Genomic DNA, 16,190 nt, shown 5'->3' on the forward strand with positions numbered 1-16,190 from the left:
GCATCAATGCGGAAGTCATCCGAATCCTGACGCGCCAGCTCAACACCCGTCACCAGCTCATGCTTAATGCTACCTGTGACAAAGTTAAACTGCGCATCGGTTTGGTTAAACAAATTCGTGCGCTGCGTATCGTTGTAATAGCCTTTGATTTTAACCATGCCTGCTGCTTGCTTACCCACAGCATCGGCAGCATAAACATTCTGATAATACTTGTCGTAATCAGCAAAGCGCGTCTTGTTGGTTAGCAGCACGCCATTAGCAAAGCGATGCTCTACCGAAGCATTCAACGCCTTCACGGTAGTCTCCGTTGGGCTTTGCGCGGCATTACCAAAAAATGTGGATTCGTCAGTTTTAAATGGCTTTCCGTTTTGCGAAGGAATACCACGGTCAGCAACACGCAAATCATTAAAGTATTCAGCACCGAGGACAATCTTTGTCGCGTCTGTGGCCTGAATAGTAAGTGTCGGGCTGATGCCATTGCGGCGTAATTCGACGCCATCACGGAAGCTGTCGGATTGTTCGCTAACCACGTTAACGCGACCAGCGACGCGCTCGCTCAAACCACCGCCGATGTCTAAAGCACCGCGCATATGGCCATAGCTTCCGCCAGAAACGGTTAGCTCGCGCACGGGCGACCAGCTCGCTTCTTTTTGCACACGATTAATCACGCCACCGTTGCCGCCACGGCCAAACGCTAAGCCATTGGCGCCACGCAAGACTTCAACGCGGTCGATATTGTAGAGGTCGCGATAATACTGGACGTCATCACGCAGGCCATCGACATAAAAGTCGCCAGTTGAGACATTGCCGCGAATAACTACTTGATCGCGGTTGCCCTCGCCCTGAGTAAAGCTCACGCCGGGCGTGTACTTCACGGCGTCGGCTAAACTTTGTGCCGACTGATCATCAAGCTGGGCGCGGCTAATCACACTAATGGACTGCGGCGTGTCTTTCAGCGCTGTATTGGTTTTCATTGCTGAGCGGCTACCAACACCTTGATAACCATCAGTGGCCAGCTCTGCAGCCGCCGTAACCGATACTGTCGGTAATGTTTTTGGGGCTTCAGCAGCGCTCACCAAGGCGGGGGACACACACAACACAAGGCTTACTGCCTGCACCAACGGGGACTTCACAAACATGCACACTCTCCTTAAGACTGAGCCAATTATTATACTAAATCTGAACGATAACAATTCCTATTTACTAAAAATACTCACTTATATGCCTGAAACACGATAATCCGCTATCCTATGCGCCCGCTTTGCTCCGATGGTTTTTGCCTCGGCCTGTGTTTTTAGGATGCTTTCTCGCATGACCCAGACTCTCAAGCAGCAATGGCTGTCTAATCCGCGTGCTGATTTTCTTGCCGGCTTAGTCGTCGCCCTCGCCCTAATTCCTGAGGCAATCGCTTTCTCACTGATAGCCGGCGTGGATCCAAAAGTCGGTTTGTATGCAGCATTTTGCATCGCGGTAACCATCTCATTTGTCGGCGGCCGCCCCGGCATGATCAGTGCCGCCACTGGTGCCATGGCACTGCTTATGGTGGTGTTGGTGAAAACCCACGGGCTGCAGTATTTGCTTGCCGCCACGCTGCTCTGCGGAGTCTTACAGATCATTGCGGGCTATTTACGCCTTGGCAGCCTCATGCGCTTTGTCTCGCGCTCAGTGGTTACCGGCTTTGTTAACGCACTCGCCATCCTGATTTTTATGGCGCAGTTGCCAGAACTTACCGATGTGCGCTGGCCGGTCTACGCCATGACAGCTGCCGGCCTAGGCATCATCTATTTATTTCCTTATATCCCGAAAATCGGCCGCGTCATTCCCTCACCGCTAGTCTGCATTCTGTCGCTAACCGCTGTTGCGCTAGCATTTGGTGTCGATATTCGTACCGTCGGCGATATGGGTGATCTGCCCGATACACTGCCCATTTTCCTCTGGCCAGAAGTACCGCTGAACTTCGAAACACTGATGATCATCTTCCCCTACTCCGCCGCTTTAGCCGTGGTTGGCTTACTGGAGTCGATGATGACCGCAACTATCGTTGACGATATGACCGACACACCCAGCGACAAAAATCGTGAGTGCAAAGGCCAAGGCATAGCAAACATCACCTCCGGCATGTTTGGTGGCATGGCCGGCTGCGCGATGATTGGGCAGTCTGTCATCAATATAAAATCAGGTGGTCGCACGCGCTTATCGACCTTCACCGCCGGCGCTGTATTGCTATTGATGGTAGTATTTTTGAGCGACTGGGTGTCGCGTATCCCGATGGCCGCCTTGGTCGCGGTGATGATTATGGTGTCGATCGGAACCTTTAACTGGGGCTCCATTCTGAGCATGAAAAAGAACCCACTATCGACCAATATCGTCATGGTCACGACCGTTGCTGTCGTGGTGGCTACGCATAACCTTGCTTATGGCGTATTGGCCGGCGTGCTCTTGGCCTCGCTATTCTTTGCTCATAAGATCTCGCAATTCCTCACCATCGACTCTGCCCTCAGCGAAGATAAGCAAACACGCACCTATCGCATTGTTGGCCAGGTTTTCTTCCCTTCAGCCAATCGCTTCATCGATGCCTTCGACTTAAAAGAAGACATTCGCCATGTGGTGATCGATCTCACCCGCGCGCACTTTTGGGATGTCACCTCGGTGGCGGCACTCGATAAAGTGGTGATGAAATTGCGCCGCGAAGGCGCGACCGTCGTGGTCTTAGGCCTGAATGAAGCCAGTGCGACCATCGTTGACCGCTTCGCGATACACGATAAGCCCGATGCTGCGGATAAAATCCTCGAGCACTAAGGCTCTGTAGAGCCTGCGAGACACTAAACTCATGCCTCGCAGGCTAGTCTTCTTTTCGATACGGCAAATGCTGCTCAGCATCGAGCGCATAGGCTCGAACACTCACCGCCTCATCGCGCACAAAGCTTGCCACCGCCTCGCGAAGGCCAGGGTGTTTGAGTTGATGCCATGAGTGCGTAATCACCGGTCTAAACCCGCGCAATAGCTTGTGCTCGCCCTGAGCGCCGGCGTCGAAGTGCGATAAGCCTTCGCGCATCGCCAACTGCATGCCCTGATAAAAACAGGCGTCGAAATGCAGCGAATCAATTGGCTCCAGCGCGCCCCAATAACGGCCAAACAAGCTATCGCGGCCAACTAAGTAAAATGCCATTGCTACCGGCTTATCACCACGCTTAGCAATCAAAACACGAATAGCTTGCGGCAAACGTTCTGCTAGCAGACTGAAAAATGCCCGCGTCAAATACTGCTGCTGGCCACGCTCGTGATAGGTATTGCTATAACAAGCGTAGACAAAATCCCACTGCGCCTCGCTCAGCTCATGGCCCTGCAGGCAGTCATAACTAATGCCTGCTCGGCTGACAGCGTTTATTTCATGGCGAAACTTCTTTCGCTTCGATGATCGCAATGCATCTAGATAGTCTTGCAGGTCACGCCAGCCAGGATTTTGCCAATGAAACTGCACGCCTTCGCGCGCCAGTAAACTCGACGATTCATCAAGCAAAAGCGTCTGCTCAGCTGATGTGAAGTTGATGTGCCAGCTCGATAAAGCCTCACTCTCCACACGCTGCTGAACAGCAAAGATCAGCGCTTGCTGATGCACGAGTGAGCCGCCAAAACGCGCGCCCGTCACTGGGGAGAATGGAATGCCGGTGAGTAGCTTGGGGTAATACGCGATGCCGGCACGATGGCAGGCATCGGCCCAACCCGAATCAAACACATATTCGCCACGCGAATGACTTTTTATATAGCTCGGCGCAGCAGCCAGCGGCACACCGTCATCGCCAATGAGTAGCTGATGCGCCGGCTGCCAACCAATAGCGGCTGTGACCGAGCCGCTATCTTCTAAGCTGCTGAGAAAGCCATGCTTCAGAAATGGCTGAGAGCCATCAAATAAAGCATCCCAATCACTGGCGGCAACCTCGCGCAAGCTCGCCAGTGTGCGTAGTTGCCCTTCTGAAGCCTTCTCCGATGCTTTATCCGACACGTCTTCAGGAGTTGCCAGTGAACAAGATCATCGCGATCAAACCAACGCTGCTCATGACGATGGTGTATGGCAGCGCCATGATCACCATGCGACCATAGGACAGACGCACCAAAGGCGCAATCGCCGAAGTCAGCAAGAACAAAAACGCGGCCTGACCGTTGGGCGTAGCCACACTGGGAATATTAGTGCCAGCATTGATGGCAATCGCCAAGTGCTCAAAATGAGCTTGCGTAATGCTGCCCTGATCTAGCGCCGATTTCACTTCGCCGATATACACCGTGGCAACAAAGACGTTATCGCTAATTGCCGACAATAATCCATTCGCTAAGAAGAACATCGCTGGCTGAATATCTTTCGGCATCGACAACACAGCATTGATGATTGGTGTGAATAAATGCTGATCGTGAATAACGCCAACGATGACAAAGAACACCACCAGCAATGACGTAAATGGCAGCGCTTCAGCGAATGCTTTACCGATTTGATGCTCGTCTGTTACGCCATTAAATGCTGTGATTAGAATAATGATCAGCAGGCCAATCAAACCTACTTCTGCGACATGAAAAGCTAAGCCTAAGACCAAAATCACAGCGGCAATGGCTTGGATGATAAGCGCCGCCTGCTGCTGCCTGCCACGGCGTGACTGCTCGCGCTTGGCAAAGTCTGAGAGCACATCACGCACAGCATCAGGCAGTGTTTCGCCATAACCAAACCAGCGAGTTTTCTCCAGCACCACACAAGTTAATAGACCGGCAACCAATACCGGCATAGTCACTGGCGCCATAACTAGGAAGAAGGTAATAAAGTCCCAGCCCACAACCTTGGCAATCAATAAGTTTTGCGGCTCGCCAACCATGGTGCAAACACCGCCCAGCGCAGTACCCACTGCCGCATGCATCAGCAAGCTGCGCAGAAAGCCGCGAAAACGTTTGAGGTCACTCCGGTGTAGCTCCACTTCAGCGTCGTCGCTGGAGTCGTGGAGCTCATGCTCTTGTTGCGATGTTTTGCCAGAAGCCACGCGGTGATAGACGCCATAAAAACCGACCGCCACGCTGATAATCACAGCGGTCACGGTGAGTGCATCCAAAAATGCCGACAGCAAAGCTGCGACCAAACTAAACATCAGCGACAAAAGCACCTTCGAGCGCACTTCAACCAAGAGCTTAGTAAACATCACAAGCAATAAGTCGCGCATGAAGTAAATGCCCGCCACCATGAACATCAGCAGCAAGATGACCGGCAGGTTATGCGACACCTCTGCATACACGGTGTCGGAGGTCGTCATCCCAATCAGCACCGACTCAATAGCCAGTAGCCCACCAGGCTGCAATGGATAACATTTCAGCGCCATCGCTAGCGTAAAAATAAACTCAGCGACAATTATCCAACCCGTTATATAGGTGCCAAGTGCCCACATGAGTACCGGGTTAATCGCTAAAAAAGTGAGAATGGTCCATTTATACCAAAGTGGCGAGTGACCTAAAAAGTTACGCATTAAGGCGTGAGTAAATGGCTTGGACATGATGGTTCTCTTATTGTTTGAGCGCTAACGATTACGCAAGCTTTCGCGCCACCGCAAAGTGACCCTGAGCGAGGGCTCCGTTGGCGGCATGGAAAACTAGCACGACTTGGGTGCTAACGGCAGGGCAAAAAACCTATCCACAAGAACTGTGCTCAAAATACTTGCTATGCACACCTGTAATGGCACACTTTAGCAACTGCCTTTTCAGAGCCCAACTATGATTTCTTTTCTGCCACGCCCGCTTCATGGCCTCATTATGGCCATTCTATTGCTCACCAATACTGTGTTCTGGGTGTCGCAGCTCTATATTTTGGTGATACTGAAGCTCATTCTGCCCATCAAATCCGTGCGTCTGGTGATCTCGGATGTCATGTCTTTACTCGCACAAACATGGGCCGCCTGTAATAGCCAGATCGCCAACCACCTCATGCGCATCGACTGGGACATTCGCCTACCCGCCAATCTCAATCGCCGCGGCCAGTATTTGGCCTGCGCCAACCATCAATCCTGGAATGACATTTTTGTCTTGATGCGCGCCTTTGGCTACAAGGCCCCATTCTTTAAGTTCTTTTTAAAGCAGGAGCTGATTTGGGTGCCACTCTTGGGCCTAGCTTGGTGGGGCTTGGACTATCCATTTATGAAGCGCCACACGCGCGAACAACTCACGAAAAATCCAGCCCTTAAAGGCAAGGACATGGAAACTACGCGAAAAGCTTGCGAGAAGTTTAAAGACTTACCCGTGATGGTATTGAATTTTTTAGAAGGTACGCGCTTCACCGAGAAAAAACATGCCGCCCAGAACTCACCATACCAACACTTATTGAAACCTAAGTCAGGTGGCTTTGCCTTTGCTACATCGGCTTTTGGCGAACGCCTTAACGCCCTACTAGACATCACGATTGTTTATCCTGATGGCTCTGTGGGTTTTTGGGAGTTTCTCTGCGGTGATGTGCGACGCGTAATCGTTGATGTTCGTGAAATCACTATCCCTAGCGAGTTTTACGACGGTGACTACGAGTCTGATGCCCAGTTTCGTGGTCGCTATCATCGTTGGATAGCATCACTCTGGGCAGAGAAAGACGCGAGGATCAGCGCGCTTTTAGAAAGTTCCACACGCTAAACACTCGCTTTTTGCCTTATTGCTCGTCGGCGACAGAGTCGTCGATGGGCTTCTCTTGCTGAATACGCTGATAGATCTCTTCGCGATGCACAGCGACATCCTTAGGTGCATTTACGCCAATACGGACTTGGTTGCCCTTAACGCCGAGCACGGTCACGGTGACCTCGTCACCGACCATGAGGGTCTCACCCACTCGTCTTGTTAAAATTAACATGTTCACCACTCCAAAGTGTTGGCCTAGTGCACAGACATAGGCCATGAATATTTGGCTGCGAGGGGTAACGCCTCAATTGTAATATTTTGGGGACACTCCCTCGCCCAGTGACACAACTCGCAAAGCCATTTACAGATGCGTAGCTTAAGGCGCCGGCGCGTCTAAATCAAAGGCCGAATGTAAAGAACGTACGGCCAGTTCCAAATATTTTTCGTCAATTACCACGGCAATTTTAATTTCCGAGGTCGAAATCATTTGGATATTGATATTCTCTTTCGCTAGCACTGAAAACATTTTGCTAGCCACGCCAGCGTGCGAGCGCATGCCAACACCCACTAATGACACTTTAGCGATATTGCCATTTGCCACGATCTCACGCGCTGAAACGTCTTTCGCGACCTTTTCGAGCACAGCCATGGCTTTTTTCAAGTCGCCATGCGCCACGGTAAAGGTGAAATCGGTGCTGCCATCAGCTGATACGTTCTGCAAAATCATGTCGATTTCGATATTTGCATCGCCAATTGGGCTCAAAATGCGTGAAGCAATCCCTGGGGTATCGGGCACACCGCGCACGGTAAGTTTGGCTTCATCGCGGTTAAAGGCAATCCCGGAAATGACGGGCTTTTCCATATCGTCCTCTGCATGATCAACTGTAATTAAAGTTCCTTCGCCTTCGCCAAAGCTCGACAAAACGCGCAAGGGAACATTGTATTTGCCGGCAAACTCAACGGCACGGATTTGTAACACTTTCGAGCCCTGCGAGGCCATCTCCAACATTTCCTCAAAGGTCACGGTGGTGAGGCGGCGCGCTTGTGGCACCACGCGAGGGTCGGTGGTGTAAACACCATCAACATCGGTATAAATCTGACATTCGTCGGCGCCTAAAGCAGCCGCTAATGCCACACCAGTTGTGTCTGAACCGCCACGCCCTAAGGTGGTGATATTGCCATCGGCATCAACACCTTGGAAACCGGCGACAACAACAACACGACCGGCATCAAGATCAGCGCGGATGCGCGCGTCGTCAATCGCTTCAATGCGCGCTTTGGTATGGGCGCTATCAGTTCGGATTGCCACTTGCGTGCCAGTATATGATCTAGCGTCGATACCACGCTTGATCAGCGCCATCGCCAATAAAGCGATAGTGACTTGCTCGCCAGTGGAGAGCATGACATCCATTTCGCGCGGTGTTGGCTCGTCGGTAATGGCTTTCGCTAAAGCGATCAGGCGATTAGTTTCGCCACTCATTGCCGACAATACGACTACTACCTGATGGCCTTGGTCATGCCAACGCTTCACACGATCGGCAACTGCCTCAATGCGCTCAGGGTTGGCTACCGATGTACCACCATACTTTTGTACCATTATTCCCATAGTATTTCTCTCATCGTCTCAACTGACCGCTTATGCAAACGGCCAGGTATTGCTAAATTAAGTGCTCGCTTAGGCCTTAATGCTAGAGCTCAATTGTGCCTCTACAAACGCTGCTAATGAGCTTAAAGCACTGTCTAGATGCTCGGGTTGTGTGCCACCGGCCATTGCCATATCGGGGCGCCCACCACCCTTTCCGCCAACTTGCTGCGCGACATAGCTGACCACATCGCCGGCTTTAATTCGCGCGGTTAATGGCTTGCTCACCATGGCTACTAAGCTAACTTTGTCATCGACAACGCTGGCCAGCAATACTACGGCATCACCTAGCTGATTACGCAGGCGTTCGGCATTTTCACGTAAAGCCTTAGCATCAACGCCATCGAGTCGAGCGGCCAATAAAGGCACACCGGCTATCGTTGTCGCTTGCTTGGCTAAATCGGCACCAGCAGCTGCAGCCATTTTTGACTTTAATTGATCAATGCCTTTTTCCAATTCACGCTGACGATCAAGTAGCTGCTGCACTTTTGCTGTAACTGAGTCGCGATTGGCTTTAACTAAGCTTGAAAGCTCCGACAGCGTTTGCTCGCCTTGATTTAGCCATGCTAAAGCACCTAAGCCAGTACGCGCTTCAATCCGACGCACACCGGCCGCCACACCCGACTCACTGGTAATGCGTAAAACGCCGATATCGCCAGTACGCTTAACGTGCGTGCCACCACAAAGCTCAACCGAAAAATTGGCCTCACCCATGCTCAATACACGCACGACATCGCCATATTTTTCGCCAAATAATGCCATTGCGCCGCGAGTGCGCGCGGTATCGATATCGGTCAACTCGGTTTGCACCGCGGTATTACCTAAGACTTGACCATTAACCCTAGACTCCAACGCACGCAGCTGCTCTGGGCTTACGGCCTCGGAGTGCGAGAAATCAAAGCGTAAATAGTCAGCGGTTACCAAAGAACCCTTTTGCTGCACATGATCGCCGAGTAGCTCGCGAAGAGCGGCATGCAGCAAGTGTGTGGCTGAGTGGTTACGTGCAGTTGAGCGCCGGATATCGCTGTTTACTTCTGCTTCGGCTGGCTGGCCTTCTTTCAATACACCTTCGCTAACAATGGCTTGATGCACATGATGTGAACCACTTTTTTGCGTATCGCTGATGTCTACACGTAAGCCATGGGCCTGAAGTGTTCCGGAATCACCGATTTGACCGCCAGACTCTGCGTAAAATGGCGTTTTATCTAGAATGATAGCTACTTTATCGCCGACGTTAGCTTCATTTATGCGCTGGCCATCGCGATATATGGCTCGAACAAGCACTGTGCTTGCAGCGTGTTCATAGCCAATAAATTGCGTGGCGCCATCGAGCGTAATGACAGCGTTATAGTCGACATCGAAGCGTGAGCTAGCGCGGGCGCGCTCGCGCTGGGCCTGCATTTCTTGCTCAAAGCCATCCATGTCGAGGCTTAGGTCGCGCTCGCGAGCGATGTCTGCTGTTAAGTCGACCGGAAAGCCGTAGGTATCATAGAGGCGAAACACTGTGGCACCTGGGATTTCCGTGCCTACTAAGTCAGCCAAATCAGCATCTAAAATGCGTAAGCCCTGCGTTAATGTGCGGGCAAATTGCTCTTCTTCTGCTAGCAACACACGGGCTATTTCGTCTTGTTGCGCTTTCAACTGAGGGTAAGCAGCACCCATCTCCCCCACTAAAGCAGACACAATGCGTGAGAAAAACGGGCCTTCGGCGCCTAATTTATTGCCATGGCGGCAGGCGCGACGAATGATGCGGCGCAAGACATAGCCGCGACCTTCGTTTGATGGCAACACACCATCGGCCACTAAAAATGCGCATGAGCGAATATGGTCCGCAACCACTTTTAATGATGATTGATTAGTGTTTTCGCAGCCAATCGCGTTGGCCGAAGCACTTAATAGTGATTGAAACAGGTCAATCTCGTAGTTTGCATGCACATGCTGCATAACCGCTGAAATACGCTCCAAGCCCATGCCGGTGTCGACGCTGGGCGCCGGCAAAGGATGCATGACACCATCGGCGGTGCGGTTAAATTGCATAAAGACGTTATTCCAGATCTCGATGAAGCGATCGCCATCTTCATCAGGCGAGCCTGGTGGGCCACCTGGAATATCAGCGCCGTGATCATAGAAAATCTCACTGCAGGGGCCGCATGGACCCGTGTCACCCATGGCCCAGAAGTTATCTGAGGCATAAGGCGCGCCCTTGTTATCACCAATGCGAATGATGCGCTCAGCTGGAACGCCAATCTCATTCTGCCAAATAGCATAGGCTTCATCGTCGCTGGCGTAGACCGTAACGGTGAGCTTATCTTTTGAAATATTCAGCCAGTCAGCAGAGGTGAGAAATTCCCATGCGTAGTGGATGGCGTCGCGCTTGAAATAGTCACCGAAGCTGAAGTTACCGAGCATTTCGAAAAATGTGTGGTGGCGCGCGGTGTAGCCGACATTTTCTAAATCATTATGTTTGCCGCCAGCTCGCACGCACTTTTGCGAGGAAACTGCACGGGTATAGCTGCGCTTATCAATGCCTAAAAAGCACTCTTTAAACTGGTTCATACCGGCATTGGTAAATAGCAAAGTCGGGTCATCTGCTGGCACCAAAGAGCTTGATGCCACACGGGTATGCCCTTTTTGCTCAAAAAATCGCAAGAATGCTTCGCGAATATCAGCGCTTTTCATCTACCGCTCCGAACCAGTCAATGACAACAATACCTATCTCTACTTACGAAAATAGGCAAATACGTTATCGCAAATAACCCGCAATTATAGCGCGAGTTCGCAACTGTTCGCAGCTAATCCGACGTTTGAGGCCTACTTAGAGCTAAATTAATTTGATTTGAGAGACTTCATAGCTTCAATTGCCTGCGCCAAACTGAAGCCACGATATTGCAGAAAACGTACGCGTTTGGCTTGAGCCTTGGGGTCGTCGATTGGTGTATCGCCAAAACGACGCTGCAGCAGTGTGGCCGCCTCTTTTACCCAATCGAGGTTCTCTGTTTGCTCATCCAAGGCTGGATGCTCAGCAGCCAAGCCCTTTTGCTGCAAACGCTGAGCAATGGCTCGACGACCACGGCCGCGCTGCAACTGACCGCGCACGATGCCTTCTGCACAACGGTCATCATCTTGTAAGCCGTAATCTACAAGTTTAGCCAGCGATTGCTCAGCCAACTCACTCGTTACGCCTAGCTGCGACAGCTTTGCTTTGAGCTCATGCTGCGTGTGCTCGCGGCGTGTTTGCCAAGCAAGTAGGCGACTCCAGACTTGCTCAGCGCTAAGCGGCTCATCAATTGCTGACTTGCCACCGCGCCGAAATCCGAAGCCTGCCACCACTAATCGCCTTAAAGGTCGGCTAGCTCTAGCGCATCCGGCTCATCTACATCATCGGGCAATGCCCCAACTGGACCAATGAGCTGATCACGAATCTGATCTTCAATCTCTTTGGTGATTTTGGGATTTTCATTTAAGAAATTGCAGGCATTGCTTTTGCCTTGACCAATTTTATTGCCCTGATAGGCATACCAAGCGCCAGCTTTATCGATCAGCCCAAGCTTCACGCCTAGGTCAACAATTTCGCCTTGGCGGTTAATACCCTGGCCATAGAGAATCTGGAATTCAGCCTGCTTAAAGGGTGGTGCCACTTTGTTTTTGACCACCTTCACACGAGTTTCAGAACCAACAATCTCTTCACCCTCTTTCACTGCGCCAATACGGCGAATATCCAAGCGTACCGAAGCATAGAACTTCAACGCATTGCCGCCGGTAGTGGTTTCTGGGCTGCCAAACATAACGCCAATTTTCATACGAATTTGGTTAATGAAGATAACCAAACAGTTAGAGCGCTTGATGTTGCCGGTGATTTTACGCAGCGCCTGCGACATCAAACGAGCTTGCAGACCGACGTGTGTATCGCCCATTTCGCCTTCAATTTCAGCGCGAGGTGTTAATGCAGCCACTGAGTCAATGACGATGATGTCGACTGAGTTAGAGCGCACCAACATATCGGCAATTTCCAATGCCTGCTCGCCGGTATCTGGTTGTGATACCAGTAAATTCTCAATATCTACACCTAACTTGCCAGCGTATTGCGGGTCGAGAGCATGCTCGGCATCGATAAATGCAGCGGTACCACCAGCACGCTGACAGGCCGCAATGACTTGCAATGTGAGCGTAGTTTTACCCGATGACTCTGGGCCATAAATTTCAACAATACGGCCTTTCGGTAAACCACCAATGCCTAGGGCAATATCTAAGCCCAGCGAACCGGTAGAAATGGCAGGGATGGCACCACTCGCCGGTTGATCGCCCAAGCGCATCACTGAACCTTTGCCAAATTGCTTTTCAATCTGAGCTAGTGCTGCACCCAACGCTTTTTGTTTATTGTCATTCATAAGGCTCAACCCTCGCACTTAACGCGCATTGAAAAATGTGTGAAGCAGCGACCATACGTCACTGCTGTCCTTTCGTACAGTATTATGGCACAGGGGCATGCCCTGCGCTAGCCAACAGCAATGTATTTAATTGACTCAATGCCCGATAGACGGTTTGACAGCGCACCACTGCACGCGAAGCTGGCCAGTAACTATGCTCAGCCACTGTGCCCTGCGGCCCTGCCCAAGCCATCCAAACCAAACCAACTGGCTTTTCGGGCATGCCACCACTAGGGCCTGCGACGCCGCTAACCGCGACCGCCCACGATGCGCCAGATGCCTGTCGAGCGCCTTCAGCCATTGCACGAACGACCGCCTCACTAACAGCGCCATGCTGAGCAATAAGCTCTGCTGGCACGCCGACGAGCTGAGTCTTCGCGGCATTGCTGTATGTCACCCAGCCCATATCGAACCACGCCGAGCTGCCTGCAACCTCAGTAATGGCCTGCGCAATACCGCCGCCAGTACAAGATTCGACGGTGCTCACACGCAAGCCATGCGTCTGTAATGTTGCACCTAGCACATGAGCAGCAGCAATGATGAGTGTGATATCTCCTTCATCGATAGCGGCATAAGGGCTGATCAAATAAGACATTTAAGCTCCAAAACAGTATGCTCGAAGACATGCTTTTTCTGCTGTCTCTGCCTCAGTGTAGACGTCATTTTGCACTGTCGCGATGTCCAACCGAGGTTTTTTATATGCTTAATTTCAGCTACCGCAACCCCGTTAAAGTTCTTTTTGGCGCTGGCATGATTGCCCAAATGAGCAAGGAAGTGCCCGCCAATGCTCGCGTGCTAGTGACTTACGGCGGCGGTAGCGTGAAAACTACCGGCACGCTAGATGAAGTCAAAGCAGCGCTGGGCGATCGCCATATTATCGAGTTCGGCGGAATCGAACCCAACCCCAGTTTTGAGACCTTAATGCAGGCCGTTGAGCTTGGCCGCAGCGAACAAGCAGACTATATCGTCGCTGTCGGTGGCGGCTCGGTCATGGATGGCAGCAAATTCATCTCCGCCGCCATTCATCACGATGGCGAAACCATGGACATCTTAACCAGTCGTGGCCGCTCGGTTAAGCAAGCGCTCCCACTTGGTGTGGTCGTCACACTAGCTGCCACTGGCTCCGAGACCAATAACGGCGCGGTGGTCACCATTCGCGCCACGCATAGCAAAATGGCCTTTAGCAGCCCGTTACTGTTTCCACAATTCGCTGTCATGGATCCAAGCAAAACCCTAACGCTGCCGAAGCGCCAAGTTGGCAACGGCGTAGTCGATGCTTTCGTCCATGTTGTTGAGCAATATCTGACTTACCCCGTCGATGGCAAAATTCAAGATCGTTTCGCCGAGGGCATTTTGCTTACGCTCATCGAGGATGGCCCACGTGCATTTAGCGAGCCCGACAATGTCGATGTACGCGCCAACCTGATGTGGGCCGCCAGCCAAGCCTTGAACGGCCTAATTGGCGCCGGTGTGCCGCAGGACTGGTCGACGCATATGATCGGCCACGAACTCACTGCACTGCACGGCCTCGATCACGCGCAAACTCTGGCGGTAGTGCTGCCGGCCATGCTCGACATCCAGCGCGAAGCCAAGCAAGACAAATTGGTGCAGTACGCCGAACGCATTTGGGGCATCAACTTTGGTACGCCAAATGAGCGCATCAGTGCCGCCATTGAGCGCACCCGAGAGTTTTTCGAACGCCTAGGCGTGGGCACCACACTTAGTGCTTATGGCCTTGGCGAGCAGCACATCGAAACCATTATTGAGCAGCTAAAAGCGCACGGCATGGTCAAGCTCGGTGAGCGTCAAACCATCACGCCTGAGGTTAGCCGCAAGGTCTTAGAGGCCGCGCTGTAATGGCCAGTTTTAATTTCGAAACCAGCCCTCGCATTGTTTGCGAGCAAGGCAGTGCAGCACGAATTGGTGAGCTAGCGAAGGGCTTAGGCGCCAGCCATGTGTTTATCGTCACCGATGCGTTTTTGCACAATAGCGGACTAACAAAGTCGCTACTCGCAGGCCTAGGGGCTGAAAAGTTAAAGCACACTTTATATACCGATGTGTTGGCCGACCCACCCGAGGCTAGCGTGCAAGCAGCGGTAGCTCAAGCTATCGCCAGTGGGGCCGATGCAGTGATTGGCTTTGGCGGTGGCAGTGCCATGGATACGGCGAAATTAGTGGCGCTGTTAGTGCGCACACCGCAAGACATCCCAAGCATTTATGGCGTCGATATCGCACGAGGCCCGCGCCTGCCATTAATCCAAGTGCCGACTACGGCGGGCACAGGCTCGGAAGTCACGCCAATTAGCATTCTCACAACGTCTACTGATGAGAAAAAAGGCGTTGTTTCAAGCGCTCTCTACCCCGATATTGCTGTGCTCGACAGCACGCTTACGCTAGGCCTGCCGCCAGCCATCACCGCTGCGACCGGCATTGACGCCATGGTGCACGCGATCGAGGCCTACACCAGTCGTCACAAGAAAAACCCCCTATCGGATGCGCTCGCGTTGCAAGCCTTAAAAGCCCTGCACGACAATATCCGTACCGTGCTCGCTGAGCCGAAAAATGCCGATGCGCGTGAAGCCATGCTCATGGGTTCGCTTTTCGCCGGCATGGCCTTCGCCAACGCGCCGGTAGCTGCCGTGCATGCACTGGCCTATCCACTCGGCGGGCGCTATCACTTGCCGCACGGCCTAACCAACGCACTAGTGCTCAGCCCCGTGCTGCGCTTTAACCAACCCGCTGCCGCCATGCTGTATGCAGAGCTAGAGCGCGCGCTAAATATTCAAGCCAGCAGCGACGACCAAGTAGCCTCACTAGCCTTTATTGAGCGCATGACTGCATTAGTCGCCGAGATGCCATTTGCCCAAACGCTTAGCGGCAATGGCGTGCGCGAGGCCGACCTGCCGCTATTGGCGCAAGATGCCATGGCCGTACAGCGCTTGCTCATCAATAACCCGCGCGAGGTCACATTAGCTGACGCCCTCGCGATTTATCAGTCGGTGTATTAAGCCCTAATGAAAGACCTAAAACTCAACACCCGCGACACGTTCAAGCATTTTCTGAGCATGCCCACACGATGGATGGACAACGATATTTACGGCCATGTGAACAACGTTAATTACTACAGCTTTTTCGACACCGCGGTGAATCGCTACCTGATTGATGCTGGCGTGCTCGACATACATCACGGCAGCGAAATCGCTTTTGTGGTGGAAACTCACTGCAACTATTTAGCGCCCATTGCCTTCCCCGACACCATCACCGCCGGTGTGCGAGTCGCACATTTGGGCACACGCAGTGTGCGCTATGAGATCGGCCTATTTCGTAATGACGACGACACGCCAGCCGCTGTTGGCCACTTTGTCCATGTTTATGTTGATCGCGCCAGCAGCCAATCGGTTGCCATTCCACAGGCCACACGTGCCGCACTCATACCATTGCTGATAGGCCACTGAGCTGGCAAACCTCGTGCAAGCACTATTTTACGGAGAGCA

At 52.2% G+C, this 16,190-nt stretch carries 14 protein-coding genes; 5 read left to right on the forward strand and 9 right to left on the reverse strand.

The genetic code is table 11. The annotated features are described in order from the left end of the window. Window positions 1–1,139: TonB-dependent receptor (locus tag AC3DKE_RS03545; RefSeq protein ID WP_487990077.1), on the reverse strand; the 1,139-nt coding region annotated here is incomplete at its 3' end. Window positions 1,140–1,311: 172 nt separating this feature from the next. Here AC3DKE_RS03545 and AC3DKE_RS03550 point away from each other — a divergent pair. Continuing rightward, a complete protein-coding gene (locus AC3DKE_RS03550; RefSeq protein WP_340676188.1) occupies window positions 1,312–2,799 on the forward strand; it encodes a SulP family inorganic anion transporter in 1,488 nt (495 codons plus the stop codon). A 43-nt stretch (window positions 2,800–2,842) separates the two neighbouring features. On the opposite strand, the gene AC3DKE_RS03555 is transcribed toward AC3DKE_RS03550, so the two are convergent. Both AC3DKE_RS03555 and nhaB read right to left on the reverse strand, forming a co-directional pair. Then, complete coding sequence (locus AC3DKE_RS03555) at window positions 2,843–4,003, reverse strand: GNAT family N-acetyltransferase (protein WP_487990078.1); 1,161 nt, start codon at window positions 4,001–4,003, stop codon at window positions 2,843–2,845. Window positions 4,004–4,007: 4 nt separating this feature from the next. Next, complete coding sequence (gene nhaB, locus AC3DKE_RS03560) at window positions 4,008–5,525, reverse strand: sodium/proton antiporter NhaB (RefSeq protein WP_340676186.1); 1,518 nt, start codon at window positions 5,523–5,525, stop codon at window positions 4,008–4,010. A gap of 217 nt (window positions 5,526–5,742) precedes the next feature. On the opposite strand from nhaB, the gene yihG reads away from it, so the two are divergent. Continuing rightward, on the forward strand, window positions 5,743–6,645 hold the full coding sequence (yihG, locus tag AC3DKE_RS03565; RefSeq protein ID WP_487990079.1) for a 1-acylglycerol-3-phosphate O-acyltransferase, YihG family: 903 nt from the start codon (window positions 5,743–5,745) through the stop codon (window positions 6,643–6,645). Between the two features lie 16 nt (window positions 6,646–6,661). Here yihG and csrA read toward each other — a convergent pair whose 3' ends face one another. From csrA to AC3DKE_RS03595, 6 genes are all read right to left on the reverse strand, one after another. Beyond that, window positions 6,662–6,859 carry a carbon storage regulator CsrA gene (gene csrA / locus AC3DKE_RS03570; protein ID WP_340676184.1) on the reverse strand — a complete coding sequence of 66 codons (198 nt, stop codon included), beginning with the start codon at window positions 6,857–6,859 and terminating at the stop codon, window positions 6,662–6,664. A 144-nt stretch (window positions 6,860–7,003) separates the two neighbouring features. Further along, window positions 7,004–8,233 carry an aspartate kinase gene (locus tag AC3DKE_RS03575; protein ID WP_340676183.1) on the reverse strand — a complete coding sequence of 410 codons (1,230 nt, stop codon included), beginning with the start codon at window positions 8,231–8,233 and terminating at the stop codon, window positions 7,004–7,006. A gap of 69 nt (window positions 8,234–8,302) precedes the next feature. After that, window positions 8,303–10,948 carry an alanine--tRNA ligase gene (gene alaS / locus AC3DKE_RS03580; RefSeq protein ID WP_379067968.1) on the reverse strand — a complete coding sequence of 882 codons (2,646 nt, stop codon included), beginning with the start codon at window positions 10,946–10,948 and terminating at the stop codon, window positions 8,303–8,305. A 147-nt stretch (window positions 10,949–11,095) separates the two neighbouring features. Further along, window positions 11,096–11,596, reverse strand: coding sequence for a regulatory protein RecX (locus tag AC3DKE_RS03585; RefSeq protein WP_487990080.1), 501 nt, complete (start codon window positions 11,594–11,596; stop codon window positions 11,096–11,098). A gap of 11 nt (window positions 11,597–11,607) precedes the next feature. Further along, window positions 11,608–12,657 carry a recombinase RecA gene (gene recA, locus AC3DKE_RS03590; protein ID WP_340676180.1) on the reverse strand — a complete coding sequence of 350 codons (1,050 nt, stop codon included), beginning with the start codon at window positions 12,655–12,657 and terminating at the stop codon, window positions 11,608–11,610. A gap of 82 nt (window positions 12,658–12,739) precedes the next feature. Then, complete coding sequence (locus AC3DKE_RS03595) at window positions 12,740–13,291, reverse strand: CinA family protein (RefSeq protein ID WP_487990081.1); 552 nt, start codon at window positions 13,289–13,291, stop codon at window positions 12,740–12,742. Between the two features lie 104 nt (window positions 13,292–13,395). Between AC3DKE_RS03595 and AC3DKE_RS03600 the strand changes: the two genes are divergently transcribed. The 3 genes from AC3DKE_RS03600 to AC3DKE_RS03610 are packed head-to-tail and all read left to right on the forward strand — an operon-like array spanning window position 13,396 to window position 16,151. Further along, a complete protein-coding gene (locus tag AC3DKE_RS03600) occupies window positions 13,396–14,553 on the forward strand; it encodes an iron-containing alcohol dehydrogenase (protein ID WP_487990082.1) in 1,158 nt (385 codons plus the stop codon). Then, on the forward strand, window positions 14,553–15,704 hold the full coding sequence (locus AC3DKE_RS03605; protein ID WP_487990083.1) for an iron-containing alcohol dehydrogenase: 1,152 nt from the start codon (window positions 14,553–14,555) through the stop codon (window positions 15,702–15,704). Before AC3DKE_RS03600 ends, AC3DKE_RS03605 begins: the two co-directional genes overlap by 1 nt. A 6-nt stretch (window positions 15,705–15,710) precedes the next feature. After that, window positions 15,711–16,151, forward strand: coding sequence for an acyl-CoA thioesterase (locus tag AC3DKE_RS03610; RefSeq protein ID WP_340676176.1), 441 nt, complete (start codon window positions 15,711–15,713; stop codon window positions 16,149–16,151). The last annotated feature ends 39 nt before the right edge of the window (window positions 16,152–16,190 follow it).

It is taken from the genome of Paraperlucidibaca sp. (assembly GCF_982810325.1).

Coding starts and splice junctions, on each gene's coding strand:
- AC3DKE_RS03550 (WP_340676188.1), top strand. CDS start 1,312: ATGACCCAGACTCTCAAGCAGCAATGGCTGTCTAATCCGCGTGCTGAT.
- nhaB (WP_340676186.1), bottom strand. CDS start 5,525: ATGTCCAAGCCATTTACTCACGCCTTAATGCGTAACTTTTTAGGTCAC.
- yihG (WP_487990079.1), top strand. CDS start 5,743: ATGATTTCTTTTCTGCCACGCCCGCTTCATGGCCTCATTATGGCCATT.
- csrA (WP_340676184.1), bottom strand. CDS start 6,859: ATGTTAATTTTAACAAGACGAGTGGGTGAGACCCTCATGGTCGGTGAC.
- AC3DKE_RS03575 (WP_340676183.1), bottom strand. CDS start 8,233: ATGGGAATAATGGTACAAAAGTATGGTGGTACATCGGTAGCCAACCCT.
- alaS (WP_379067968.1), bottom strand. CDS start 10,948: ATGAAAAGCGCTGATATTCGCGAAGCATTCTTGCGATTTTTTGAGCAA.
- recA (WP_340676180.1), bottom strand. CDS start 12,657: ATGAATGACAATAAACAAAAAGCGTTGGGTGCAGCACTAGCTCAGATT.
- AC3DKE_RS03595 (WP_487990081.1), bottom strand. CDS start 13,291: ATGTCTTATTTGATCAGCCCTTATGCCGCTATCGATGAAGGAGATATC.
- AC3DKE_RS03600 (WP_487990082.1), top strand. CDS start 13,396: ATGCTTAATTTCAGCTACCGCAACCCCGTTAAAGTTCTTTTTGGCGCT.
- AC3DKE_RS03605 (WP_487990083.1), top strand. CDS start 14,553: ATGGCCAGTTTTAATTTCGAAACCAGCCCTCGCATTGTTTGCGAGCAA.
- AC3DKE_RS03610 (WP_340676176.1), top strand. CDS start 15,711: ATGAAAGACCTAAAACTCAACACCCGCGACACGTTCAAGCATTTTCTG.